At 59.1% G+C, this 13,234-nt stretch carries 9 protein-coding genes; 6 read left to right on the plus strand and 3 right to left on the minus strand.

Annotated features, from left to right (window positions below; translation table 11 throughout):
- Positions 1-127: 127 nt before the first annotated feature.
- Entirely contained in the window at positions 128-1,345 is a 1,218-nt protein-coding gene (locus tag Q0K07_RS06570) for an aminotransferase class I/II-fold pyridoxal phosphate-dependent enzyme (protein WP_294557884.1), read from the plus strand.
- A 770-nt stretch (positions 1,346-2,115) separates the two neighbouring features.
- Here Q0K07_RS06570 and Q0K07_RS06575 read toward each other — a convergent pair.
- From Q0K07_RS06575 to Q0K07_RS06585, 3 genes are all read right to left on the minus strand, one after another.
- Positions 2,116-3,216: a permease gene (locus Q0K07_RS06575; RefSeq protein ID WP_294557886.1), complete on the minus strand. Its 1,101-nt coding sequence runs from the start codon at positions 3,214-3,216 to the stop codon at positions 2,116-2,118.
- 80 nt (positions 3,217-3,296) lie between these two features.
- The gene (locus Q0K07_RS06580; RefSeq protein WP_294557888.1) at positions 3,297-3,674 is read right to left on the minus strand and encodes a helix-turn-helix transcriptional regulator; all 378 of its coding nucleotides are present in this window, start codon (positions 3,672-3,674) and stop codon (positions 3,297-3,299) included.
- 114 nt (positions 3,675-3,788) lie between these two features.
- A complete protein-coding gene (locus Q0K07_RS06585) occupies positions 3,789-4,124 on the minus strand; it encodes a helix-turn-helix transcriptional regulator (protein ID WP_294557889.1) in 336 nt (111 codons plus the stop codon).
- 563 nt (positions 4,125-4,687) lie between these two features.
- On the opposite strand from Q0K07_RS06585, the gene Q0K07_RS06590 reads away from it, so the two are divergent.
- From Q0K07_RS06590 to Q0K07_RS06610, 5 genes are all read left to right on the plus strand, one after another.
- Positions 4,688-4,996 (plus strand): hypothetical protein, encoded by a 309-nt coding sequence (locus Q0K07_RS06590; protein ID WP_294557890.1) that lies wholly within the window; start codon positions 4,688-4,690, stop codon positions 4,994-4,996.
- Positions 4,997-5,059: 63 nt separating this feature from the next.
- Positions 5,060-8,128, plus strand: coding sequence for an EAL domain-containing protein (locus Q0K07_RS06595; RefSeq protein ID WP_294557891.1), 3,069 nt, complete (start codon positions 5,060-5,062; stop codon positions 8,126-8,128).
- 750 nt (positions 8,129-8,878) lie between these two features.
- Positions 8,879-9,691, plus strand: coding sequence for a lipoprotein (locus Q0K07_RS06600; protein WP_294557893.1), 813 nt, complete (start codon positions 8,879-8,881; stop codon positions 9,689-9,691).
- A 154-nt stretch (positions 9,692-9,845) separates the two neighbouring features.
- Positions 9,846-11,024, plus strand: coding sequence for a hypothetical protein (locus tag Q0K07_RS06605; RefSeq protein WP_294557894.1), 1,179 nt, complete (start codon positions 9,846-9,848; stop codon positions 11,022-11,024).
- A complete protein-coding gene (locus Q0K07_RS06610; protein WP_294557895.1) occupies positions 11,021-13,231 on the plus strand; it encodes a hypothetical protein in 2,211 nt (736 codons plus the stop codon). The genes Q0K07_RS06605 and Q0K07_RS06610 overlap by 4 nt, the downstream gene beginning before the upstream one ends.
- The last annotated feature ends 3 nt before the right edge of the window (positions 13,232-13,234 follow it).

Genomic DNA, 13,234 nt, shown 5'->3' on the forward strand with positions numbered 1-13,234 from the left:
GGGGAATCCGGGAAGCCTGCGCCAGAGGCGGCCGGCCCGGAATGCGCGCCTCTGCGCCGGATATTGCGCTTTTTTCAGCGTGTTACCCAGAATTTCCATGTTTCTCTGGCAAAGCATACCGGGAGTGATGATGAGAACCTTTTCCAAATCCAGCAAGCTGGACAATGTGCTTTACGACGTGCGCGGACCCGTGGTGGACGAAGCCGCCCGCATGGAAGAGAACGGCATGAACATTCTGAAGCTCAATATCGGCAATCCCGCGCCGTTCGGTTTTTCCGCACCGGAAGAGGTGATTATCGACATGCGCGACTCCATCGTGAAGTCGCAGGGCTATTCGGAATCGCGCGGCATTTTCTCCGCCAGAAAAGCCATCATGCAGTATGCCCAGATCAAGAATATTCCGGGCGTGGGCATGAAGGACATCTATACCGGCAACGGGGCGAGCGAACTCATTCAGCTTTCCATGCAGGCGCTGCTCAACAACGGCGACGAAATCCTCATCCCCTCCCCGGATTATCCGCTCTGGACGGCCTGCGCCAACCTCGCGGGCGGCAAGGCCGTGCACTATATCTGCGATGAGGAATCCGACTGGTACCCCGACCTGGAGGACATGGAAAGCAAGATCACCGACAGGACCAAGGCCCTTGTGATCATCAACCCCAACAACCCCACGGGCGCGCTCTACCCGGTGGAGGTGCTCGAACGCATTGTGGATATCGCAAGGCGGCATGAGCTCATCATCTTTTCCGATGAAATCTATGACCGCCTGGTCATGGACGGGGAAAAGCATGTCTCCATCGCCTCCCTGGCGCCCGACCTGTTCTGCGTGACCTTCAGCGGCCTTTCCAAGTCGCACATGGTCTGCGGCTTCCGCGTGGGCTGGATGATCCTGAGCGGCAACAAGAGCGTTGCCGCCGACTACATCGCGGGCATCAACATGCTCTCCAACATGCGCCTGTGCTCCAACGTGCCGGGGCAGGCCATCATTCAGACGGCCCTCGGCGGCTACCAGAGCGTGAACGAGTACATCGTGCCCGGCGGCCGCATCTACGAACAGCGCAACTTCATTTACGAGGCTTTGAACAGCATTCCGGGCATTTCCGCCACAAGGCCCAAGGCGGCCTTCTACATCTTCCCGAAGATCGACACGGAACGCTACCACATCGTCGACGACACCCAGTTCGCCCTGGACTGCCTGCGCGAAACACGCATCCTCTTCGTGCCCGGCTCCGGCTTCAACTGGAAAAAGCCCGACCACTTCCGCATCGTGTACCTGCCCCGCATCTCCATCCTCTCCGAGGCCGTGGAGAAGCTTGAGCAGTTCCTGCGCCACTACAAGCAGTAAACGCCGCTGAGCGAAAGCTCTTCGCGCTTCATGATCCGCTTACGCCTTCCGGAGCTTCCCTTTCGGGGAGTTCCGGGAGGCGTTTTTTTTTTGCCCGGCTGCCCGGGCGGGAGACCTTCAGAGGGCCGGAAATGCCCGGACGGGGCCCCGGAGGGCCCTGCGGGCGATACTCCCGCGGGGGTGCCTTGCGCTCCAAAATGCTCCGCGGGGCGTTGCGTGAAAGAAGCCCGCGGGAGCGTTGCCCCGCCTTCCGCGCAACACGTCGTTTTTTGCGGAAGAAGGGGCCGCGCTGCGTTGCGCGTCGAAGCCCCGGGGCCTTTGCGTTGCGCGCAACACGCTGTTTTTTATGGAATCCTGGTGCGGTCTTCCGCGTTGTACGGCCATATGCCTCACGTTGCACGTCAAAAAACGCGGGGGGCCTTGCGTTGCACCCCGAAGCCCCGCGCGTGTTGCTTTTTGTTGCGTGAAAGCAGTCTCCCCGCGGAAGGCGTTGTGTTCTAAAACGCTCCGTGCGGGGGCCTTGCGCGCTAAAAACTCCGCGGGGCGTTGCGTGAAAGAAGCCCGCGGGAGCGTTGCCCCGCGTTGCGTGCAAAAGCCGTTTTGGGCGAAAGAGGGGGCGCACTGCGTTGCGCGCCGAATCCCCGCGCGGGGGAATTATCCGTTTTTCGTGCCATGCGGCCTATGTATCAGAAAAGCCGAAGCTCCGCGCGGGGGAAGTGTCCGTGTTGCGGCCGTTTTTTTGCAGAAGAGCGGGGCGCGTTCGTGCGGAATCAGAAAAGCACGCCCTGCAGGGCGTTGAACAGCCAGCCCGTAAGGGTGAAGATCACCCACACATAGCCGAGGAAGAGGGCCAGCAGCTTTCCGGTCATCACCTGCCTGAGCAGGATGAGTTCGGGCAGGCTGGCCGCCACGGCGCTCATGCAGAAGGCCATGGTGGTGCCCACGCTCAGGCCTCTGGCAAGCAGCCCCTCCATCACGGGCACGATGCCGGTCACGTTGGAGTAGAGGGGAATGCCCAGCAGTACGGCGGCGGGCACCGACCACCATTCCCCGGCGCCCAGGTTTTCGGCAAACCACCCCGCAGGCACAAAGCCGTGCAGGGCCGCGCCCACGGCCACGCCCGCAAGCACCCATTTCCACACGCGGCGGAAAATGGTGCGCGTTTCCTGCAGGGCAAAGGCGTGACGCCTGAGCACGGTCATCCGTGCCCGGAGTCCGGGCGCCACCAGGGGGCGCAGCGGGCTTGTCATGGCCTGCCGCACAAAGGGCTGAAGAAAGCGCCCGGCGTTGACCGCGTCCATGAACATGCCGCCGAGCATGCCCGCCGCAAGGCCTACGGCCACATAGAGGAGGGTGAACTTCATGCCGAGCAGCCCCCACAGCAGCACCACCGCAATTTCATTGATGACGGGCGAGGTGATGAGAAACGCCATGGTGATGCCCACGGGAATGCCCGCAGTGCTGAAGCCCAGAAAAAGCGGCACGCTGGAACAGGAGCAGAAGGGCGTGACCGCCCCGAACAGCGCGCCCAGCGCGTAGCCGAAGCCTTTTTTCCTGCCGGCAAGAAAGCCGCGCACCCGCTCCGTGTCCAGTCCTGCGCGCAGCCACGCAATGACGTAGATGAGCGCTATGAGCAGAAGCAGGATCTTTGCCGTGTCGTACAGGAAAAATTCCAGCGCAGGCCCGAGGCGGGAGGAGGCCGGAATCTTCAGCACGTCGAAGACCAGCCACGAGGAGGCCGCCTGCACATGGCTGTACACAAGCCACCAGAGCGCGGCACACAGGGCGCAGAGGGCCGCATAGCGCAGAACACGTTGTTTTTCTCCGGCATTGCCTGCCGGTGAGCTTGAAAAAAAGGCGGGTCCGGACATGCTGACTCCTTCAAGAATTGTTGAACTATTGAAATATAAGATGCGGCAGAAGGGCCGCGCTTTCCCTGCCTGCACGGCCGTCAGGCTTTCCTGTCGGAAGAGGGGGCCGCCACGGGCGGCAGAAAGCGCGCATCCACGCCGCTTTCCTCACGGAAGGCGCGGCAGCATTCCGGCCTGCCGGAACAGCACTGCGCCGTGAGGTAGGCGATGATGTCGAGCATGAGGGGAATGGAGGCGCGGTAACGCAGAAAGCGCCCCTCCCTTTCCCCATGCACCAGGCCGCTCTGTACCAGCGCCTTGAGGTGAAAGGAAAGGTTGGTGGCGGGCAGGTCGAGAAGCCGGGCAATGTCCCCGGCCACAAGCCCGTCCGGCGCATGCTTCACGAGCAGGCGGAACACGTCGAGGCGCACCTCGGACGAAAGGGCTTCAAAAATTCGGCTGGCATATCTGCTTTCCATGGGTGGGATAGTTCAACAACTGTTGAAATAAGTCAAGTCTCTCCGCCCGCAAGGGGAGGCGGGCGGAGGGGAAGAAAACGGGGCCCTGCTCCGGGGAGCAGAAAAGGGTATGGGTCAGGAACGCTTTCGCGCCGTCTGGATGATCTTTTCGGCCATGAAGATGATTTCGCTCATGGCGTCGTCGCCGTGATGGCGTTCCACAAAGTTGCGGAAGGCGGGGTCGTCGCCGGTGAGAAAAAGTTCCGCCACGGGGCATTCCAGAATAAGGGCGATTTTTTCCAGCGTCTGAAAACGGGGCGCGGTAAGGCCGCGTTCGATGCGCGAGAGCGAATCAGGCCCTATACCCAGTTTTTCGGCAAACTGGGCCTGATTCATTCCCATGCGCTTTCTTTTTGCCATGATGTTGGCGCCCACAATCACGGCAAGCGGCTGCTTGTTCTTGTTCGACACGTTTTCACTCCTTTTGGGGAAGAAAAACGTACGTTTTTTCGCGTGATTCACAAACAGTTTTTTATGCAAGTATTGACTTTAATCCAAGTTCGGGGGAAAATTCGTTCCGTCACAGCGCATCTGCGGCGTGTTTTTGGGGCCGCTGCAGGCTGTGTCCGAGGGGGGACATGAGAAAAATGTCTGTTGCTTTTCCGTCTTCCGGAACAGCCCGCCGGAGCGAAGCGGGTATGCCGGAGCGGGGAGCCTTGTGAGCGTGCCGGGACGGCGCCTGTGCCCGTCTCTGCCTGGGCGCGCGGCGGTTCTGCGTTGTCCGGTGCGCAGGAAGGCTCCATGTCATTATGACGCATTTTCGTGGTAATATCAAAGTGTCTTATATAAATATTTCCATGTTCGCCCCTCACCTTCTGCCCGCTTCCCGCATGCATGTGTATCCTCTGCTGCGGGACGTTTTTTTTCTGTGCAGAAGGGTACGGAGATGCAATATTTCCTGAACGTGAGCGCCGGGCCGTGTGTTGTGGGAAAATACGTTTCCTGTTGGCTTTTTTCATGCTCCGGAGGGATGCATGTCGAACCCCCGCCGTCTTTGCGCAGCAGATGCGTGCCTTTTCCTGCATGAAAAAAGCGAAGGGGTGATGCTTTTCCCTGCATCATTCAGAAAAACGGGTGCCGCTTTGTTTAAAGCGGCTTTTTTTTGTGCTTCATTCCGGCAGAGCAGAAGGGCAGGTGCAAGGGGACAGGATATTTTTCTGCTCTGTATAAGGAAAGCAGTCCATTTTTACAGCGAAATTTTCCTAAGATACAGATATGAACAAGGCCTTGGTGTTTTTTTTGCACCGCTGAATCATCCGGGTCGGGGATTGTATTTTTCATAAAAATGCATTAATCAACGCCGTGAGAGGGGCGGCACTTTTGTGCCGGAATTACGGGTGAGCGATATGATCGAATTTCTTTCAGCCATTTTTGAAGAAATGGATGAAATGGTGTATATTTCCGACATGGAGAGTCATGAGATTGTTTACATGAATAAACAGCTCAGGGAGTCTCTGGGATATTCTTCCGCGGATGAATATGCACATAAGAAATGCCATGAAGTACTGCAGGGCATAGGGCGTCCCTGTGATTTCTGCAATAATTCCAGTCTGAACGAAAAGAAGTTCATTTCATGGGTTCACAAGAACCCTGTGATGAACAAGAATTTTTTAATAAAAGACACAAAGTTCGTTTATAACGGCAGAGCATACAGGATTGAAATCGCCGTCGATGTCGACAGCGACACCGTTTCCAAAAAAAGCGTCATGTATGCGAAGAACGAGACGATCATCAACGAGTGTCTTCAGTATGTGGTTTCCACGCTGACTCCCGATGAAGCGGTGGATTCGATACTCGCCTATATCGGGAAAACCTTCCATTGCGACCGGACGTACATTTTCGAGATGCACGATACCACCGCCGTGAACACCTACGAGTGGTGCAGGGATGGTGTGTCGCCGCAGAAGGATCTTCTTCAGGACATTCATACGTCGAGCCTGCAGTGGTGGCTTGACATCTTTGAACAGGGGCAGGTGGTCATCATCAAGGATATTGAAGATATCCGCACCACTCACCCCACCTCCTACGCCATTCTGAAGCCCCAGAACATACAGACGCTCACGGCAGGGCCCATACGCATGGGCGACCGCATCATGGGCTTCATCGGCGTGGACAATCCCGACAACGACAAGCTCCACCTGGTGGCCTCGCTCTTCAAGGTGCTCAGCTGCTTCATGGTTTCCCTGCTCAGGCGGCGCGACCTTCTGCGGCGTCTCAACACCATGAGCTTCCGCGATTCGCTCACCGGCGCCTTCAACCGCAACGCCCTGTTCGACCGTTACGGCAGCCCGTGGAACGGGTATTCTTTGGGCGTGGTGTTCTGCGACGTCACGGGGCTGAAGCAGGTGAACGACGTTCTGGGCCACACCGGGGGCGATGCGCTCATCCGGCACTGCTACGAGCTTATCCGCAACGCCCTGCGCACTCCCGACATCTTCCGCAGCGGCGGGGACGAATTTGTGATCGTGTTCGAGAACATCCGGGAAAAGGCCTTTCTGAACAAGGTGGAACGGCTTCAGAAGTGCGTCCGGGAAGACAAGTATCACATTGCCGTGGGCTACGCCTGGTCGGACAAGCAGCCTCTGTGCCTGGAGGAACTGGTTTCCCGGGCCGACAGCGTGATGTACCGCGACAAGCGGGAATACTATGCCCTGAACCGCCGCCTGCCCGGGGTGGAGCGCAGGGGCACGGGCCGCGTCGCCGGAGGCGGCAACCCCGACAGCCTGTTCTATCAGTTCGTGAACTCCACCTATTGCGATATTGAGCAGTTCTTCATTTCCATCGGCATGCAGAACACGACGAGTTATTTCTACTTCGGCGACATGCAGAAGGACATGTTCTATATCTCCGACAACATGCGCGACGAGTTCGGCTTCAGCGGAAACGTGGTTCCCGGACTTTTTCAGGACTGGGCCAAGAGGATCAGCACCGACAGGGACAGGGAGCTGTACCGTCAGGAAATGGAATCCATGCTCAGGGAAAAGCGCGTGTGTCACGATCTGCGCTACAGGGTGCGCACGGCCGACGGCCGCAATATCTGGGTGCGCTGCTACGGCATGATGAAGTGGAGCGACGACGGAAACATTCCGCTGTTCTTCTCCGGCCGTGTGACGCATCAGGATGAGAACTTCGTGGTGGACCCCATTTCCAACTTCCCGCGCGAAGGCATCATGTTCCGCCTGCTGGAGGAGGCCCACAAGAGCGGCACCACCATTTCCGCCATCGGCTTCAGCATGAACCATTTCATGGAAATCAACAGCACCCGCGGCCGCGCCTGCGGCGACAACCTCATCCGCAGCATTGCCATGGGCCTTGTGGAGGAGCTTTCCGACAAGCTCACCTTCTACCGCCTGGAAGGCATGCGCTTCATCGCCGTGGTGGACAGCCTCTGCCACGACAGCACGAAGCTGCTCATGGAAAGGATACGCGACGTGGTTTCCGGCCGTTACGCGCTGTTCGGCGTATCCATACAGCAGCCCTGTTCCTTCGCGCTTCTGGAATACCGGGGAAACGAGGTCAAGCCCGAGGATTTCCTTGAGCGGGCCGTGTCGCTCATACGCATTGCCAAGCACGAAGTACAGCACGAATATGTGGAGTATTCCGAAAGCAACATCGAAAAGAGCAAGCGCCTTTCCCTCATGGCGCTCACCCTCAATCACGACGTGCTGCACGGCATGAAGAACTTCCGCGTGGTGGTGCAGCCCATTGTTTCCAGCGGCAGCATCGTGGGCGGCGAAACCCTGCTGCGCTGGCGCTTCGGGGATGAGGATGTTTCTCCCACCGTGTTCATCCCGCTTCTGGAAAGAAACGGCATGATCCATTCCGTGGGGCGCTGGGTGTTCGAGCAGACCGTCTGCAACTGCCTGCGCATCAACGCCTACCGCAGCGATTTTTATCTGAGCTTCAACGTGAGCCTGCATCAGATGTCGGATGAGCATTTTCCCGACGTCATGGCGCAGACCCTTGCCAAGTACAATCTGGAAGGTTCCCACCTCGTGGCCGAAGTCACGGAAAGCTGCATGGATGCGGACGCGGAAAACCTGCGCCGCTTTGCCGGCATGTGCCGGGACAAGGGCGTACGCATTGCCCTTGACGATTTCGGCAGCGGGTATTCCTCCTTCCGCATGCTTCTGCAGTATCCCACGGACATCATCAAGGTCGACCGTTCCATTCTGGGGGAAATGACCGCCTCCAACGAAAAAAAGAACTTCATTTCCAGTATCGTGTATGCCTGCCACAAGTTCGGCAAGCAGGTGTGCATGGAGGGGGTGGAAACCCGCGAGCAGAACAACCTCATCAAGGAATCCGGCTGCGACATGATACAGGGCTTCTACTACTATCTTCCCATGGAACTGGAGGAGATCTACCATCTTCTGGCCCGGGAGGGCATTTCCAGGGCGCCGGCCGGGATGTAGAACGCCTTCCGACATGCATAAGAAAGGGCCGTGCCGTTTCCGGTGCGGCCTTTTTTGCTGGAAAAGGCATTTTCCGGGAGGGGAATCCTGCGCAGGGGCCGGACAGGGCGGCAGAACGCCCGGCCCCTGTGCCCCGCGGCCCTGCGCCCGGCATAAGCGCGGCGCGTATGCACCCGGCCTTGCCCGGCATCGCCCTCATGGCCCGCGCAGGCGTGTGCCCTGCGGAAGAAAGGAAGCTCGTCCCGGGCTTTTGGGGGATTTTGACCGGAATCTGCCTTTCCGGCTCATGCCGGGCCTGCCTTCTGCCCGGACTTTTTCCGGGGCCTTTGCCCGGCCTGCCCGGTGCGGCAGAGCGCCGGGAAAGGGCCTCTGCCGGGGCGTGGGGGAGGGCGGGAAGACAGGCGCCGGGGCCGCCTGCCGCGGCCTTTTTCTGCATGCAGAGAAGGCGAGGCCGGGAAAGTGCGGCAGGATCACAGAAATGCTGTACTGCAACTGCCTGATAAGTCAAAAAATACCAATTTTCCCTTGACATGAGCTCCGGAGGGTAGCTATAAAACAACAGATTATAAAATCTGTTGATTCTGACTGGTTCTTTTTTGATATAACTTTTTGCTATATAATTATTAACATAATAAATTCATAGATCTAAAGGAGTCATAGCTTGAGTTGCAAAGGCAAAAAGGAGTTCTACTCTTCAGGGGGGTAGAACTCTTTTGCGTTTTTTATTAATACTTAGCGAAGGGGTATGAAATGTCCAAGGTTATCGTATGTCTTCTTTCCGTCATGCTTGTCTTTTCCCTGACCGGGTGCGGAACCAAACAGGCTGTTCCCGTTTTCCAGGCGAACTATTATCCGGAATGCTATGATCCCATAGCCAGGCTGTGCAAGGATCAGGACAACAGTCAGGAAATCAAGGGCGCCGCCACGGGAGCGGTGGTGGGTGCTCTCGGTGGCGCGCTGATCGGCGGCCTCACTTCCAAGGACTGGAAGGGCGCGGCCATCGGCGCCACGGCCGGTGCTCTTGCCGGCGGCGTGACGGGCTTCTTCTCCGCGCGCCTCATGAAGATCAACGACAGAAATGAACGTCTGAAGGAATACCAGAACATCCTCGGCGAAAGCTCCAGGGGCTGGGATCTGGAACGCGCTTCCGTGGAAAAGGCGTACAAGTGCTATCGTGACCAGATCACCGTGCTGACCCGTGCCGCCAAGGCCAAGAAGATTTCCAAGGAAGAATTCCTGGCCCGCATGAAGGAAATCCAGGGCGGTATTGAAAACATCAATACCTACTGGGCCGACTCTCAGACGAGAATGGATGAACGCCTTGCCGACGGTGAAGCCTTCCTGAAGCAGCAGGAACAGGAAGACCTGCAGCTTGCCAAGGCCAAGCAGCGTCAGGCGCAGAAGGACCTGCAGAAGGTGCGCAACGCCACCACCCGCCAGAAGAACAAGATGGTGAGCGATACGGCCCGTGTGAACAAGGCCAAGGCTCAGACGGAAAAGGATCTCCAGGACGCCATGGCGTCTGTTGATCAGCTCTTCGGCGTGGCCGGACAGCTCGCGTAACGGTTTCATCGCTCCCTCCTTATGCCAAGGGGGGAGCGATGTTTCTTTTTTTGTTTTTTGCAGATACCCGTTCACGGGCGGCGTGCGGCCGCCCTGCGGGGAAGGCGGCATACGCCTTTCCTTCATCCTCCAGGCTTCATGAAAGGAATCAGCCATGGGAAATAATCATATCGCCACAACGGAAAGACTGGGCCTGACCGTAGCGCAGGTCGGCGGAAACGATATTTACAAGATGCGCAATCAGGTGCTGAGCATCATTGAATCCAATAAAGATCTGGGCGATGATTATGCCAGGCTTTTTGCCGAGCCCGTGGAGGACAGACAGAGCATCGACTGGTATGCCGACGAGGACAGCGAAGCCGTAAAGGTGGTGGATCTGCCTCCGGAGGAGAAGCAGCAGGTGCTCCGCCGCTTCCGCACCATGTTTGAAAAGCTGCTGGCCTATGCGGGCGAGATGCGCGCGCAGGGCAGAAGCCAGACCTATAAGATTTACGCGGATACGCTGGAAAAGGCGCTCATCATTCCCGATCTGAGCTACCTGTACAGCGTGAACGGCAGCCCGGTGCTCACCGGCTGGGGCTTTTCCGAAGGGGACAAGTCCGTGGTGGAGGAAGGCAAGAGCCTCATCCGGCAGATTGAAAAGACCATAGCCGAGGAAGAGGCCAAGGCCGCCCTGCAGAAGCAGGCGGCGGTGACCCCTGTGGTGCCTTTCCCCTATGAGGAGAAGCCCGTCGAAGAAAAGCCCGCCGAAGAAAAGCCGGAAAAGCCCGCGGAGGAGAAACCTGCCGAAGAGAAGCCCGCGGAACCTGCCGCGCCTGTTGCTCCGGCGGCTCCTGTTGCGCCCGCCGAACCCGGGCCGCAGGCCGCAGCTGCCCCCGTGCAGGCAAAGAAGTCGAAACTGCCGCTTATTCTTCTGCTTCTGGTCGTGCTGGCGGCCGCTGCCGCTGCGGCCTGGTTTTTTCTGAATCAGGGAGAAGAACCCGCCATGCCCGACACCTCCTTCGGTTTTCTGCAGGGCGACGTGGAGGCCAAGGGCGTTCTTGCCAATGAAAATAATGAAATAGTCGATCTGCGGCTGCACTTCCCCGGTCAGGACGGGAAGGGCATGAGCTATATTGTGGAAAAGGCGCAGACCTGCGAAGGCACGGTGACGGCAAGTCACGGCGCCGACGATACCGTCAGATTCGAGCTTGGGGAACTTATCTGCCCCAATGAAAACAACTACGATCCGTTCTCCATTGTGTGCATCAAGGGCAAGCCTTCCTGCACGGGGACGAACAGGAACGGTGAATCCTGGCATGTCGAAGTCACCGTAGGAGGGAATGCACAATGAGTTCCATGATGAAATCTCTGAGCTGTGCGGTGATCATCGCGTCGCTCGTCATGCCTTCCCCGGTGTTTGCCAACAGTCTGCGCCTTCCTTCTCCGCAGAAAAACGCGGAACAGGCGCAGCCTTCCGAAGCTCAGAGCGGGGAAGAGGGTGAACCTCTGAAGCTGCCTTCCGACAACCAGGCCGGAGCGCAGAACTCCGTGGATGCGCAGAAGGCCGCCGATGACGCGCAGAAGGCTGCGGAAGAGGCTCAGAAGGCCGCGGAAGAAGCGCGGAAGACTGCCGAAGCGCAGAACTCCGCAGAAGTGCAGGAAGCCGCGGAAGAGGCGCAGAAGGCTGCCGATGAGGCGCAGAATGCCGCGGAACAGGCTCAGAAGGCCGCCGAGGCGCAGAATGCCGAAGAAGCGCAGGAAGCCGCGGCGGATGCGCAGAAGGCTGCCGATGAGGCGCAGAATGCCGCCGAAGAAGCCCAGAAGGCTGCGGAAGCCCAGAAGGCGGAAGAAGCTGCACAGGCCGCTGCCGAGGCGCAGAAGGCGGAAGAAGCGCAGAAGGCCGCCGAGGAACAGAAGGCGGCGGATGCGCAGAAGGCTTCCGGGAAAAAGGAAGCGGTGACGGGTCTTGCCATGGACAAGGCCAGGGACGACCTTAAGGGGAAGGCGCTGGTCATTCCCGAAGGGGCGCAGGACGCCTCGTTCATGGAAGGCGGCTGGAATTTCGACCGGCTTTTCGTCCGTCCCGACGGCGTCACGCTGGGCACGGAATTTGCCTTTGATGAAAACGGGCTGGGCACGGTCTCGTTTGTGGATGACAAGGGCGTCCGCCATACGGCTCCGGCCCGTGCGGCCATGAGCGACGGCGCGCTTAAAATCCAGACGGGCACCTTCAGCAATCCCGAATCTCCGTATGTGTACTATCCCGAGTTCATGGAATGCCGCAACAGCGGCGGCGCGGCCGTGTGCAACGGTTCGGACGGCTTTTCCTCCTGGGAAGGCGGCCGGCTGATCGGCGGCGCGGATACCGGCGCGGCGCAGGCCGCCTCCGGCGCGCAGAGTGCGGCCCAGCCCTCCGCCGCTTCCGGCGCAGCGTCGGGCGCGCAGAACGCCCCGGCCGGAGCGTGGAGCGCTCTGCCCGGTGTGCCCGGTATGCCTGCTCCTGAGAAAGGGAACTTCACCGAAGTTTCCGATGAAGGCGCGGAACTTGCGCCCGACATCATGGCGAGCGCGGAAAAGGCGAAGATGAAGGCCGGTTCCGATGCCGTTTCTGCCCTTGCCGGCGACTGGCGCTTCAGCCGGGATCTGGCCCGCAAGAGCGACGGCGAGAGCGTGGCGCTGGAATTTCATTTTGACGAGAACGGCAAGGGTTATTCCCTCATCCGGGAAGGCTCCGGCAAGGAATTCAAGGCGGCCGCCGAGGCAGCAGGTTCGTCGAAGGGCACGCTGCGCGTCAGAACCGGCGCCTATTCCGACGGCAAGGGGCACGGCTATTACCCCACCTTCATGGAATGCAGCAGCGGCAGGAGCGCGGAACTTCTCTGCGACGTCTCCAACGGCTGGACGCGCATCGAGGGCGGAAGCCTTGTGTCCAAGGATTTTCTTGATGAGCAGGACAGGCAGATGAGCATGGAAGAGCTTCTGCCCGTGGCCCCCGAACCGGGCGCGGACGCCGCCGCGGCTTCCGGCTCTGCCGACGCGTCCCAGGCCGCTGCGGCCGGAGCGCAGACCGGGGATGTGGACATTGCCGGCATGCTGGCGGAACTTTCCGCCAACTCCGCCGCGCAGAGCGCCGCTGCCGCCGCACAGAGCGCTTCCTCCTCGCAGAGCCGGAAAGAGAGCAGCCGCAAGGAGAGCAGGCTTTCCCTGCCTGCGAACGACAAGAGCATGTCCTTCCTTGAAGGATACTGGCGCTGCAATACCGGCCTTGTGCGCACGAGCGACAATCAGCCCGTGGTCATGGAATTCCGTTTCGACAGGAACGGACGGGGCACGGCCACCATCCGGGAACGTGAAGGCTACAGGTACGACGCTTCCGCCAGAGCCACCTACAAGAAGGGCGTGCTGCGCATCAACACGTCCGACTTCCGCTCGAAGGACAAGAGAGCCGGGTACAACAGAAATTACATGGAGTGCAGCGATCAGGGCGGTCAGGCCATCTGCAACGGCAGAAACGGCGGAATCACCTGGAGCGGCGCCACGTTTGTCCGCCTGAAGTAATGA

Source organism: uncultured Mailhella sp. (assembly GCF_944324615.1).
Classification (GTDB): domain Bacteria; phylum Desulfobacterota; class Desulfovibrionia; order Desulfovibrionales; family Desulfovibrionaceae; genus Mailhella.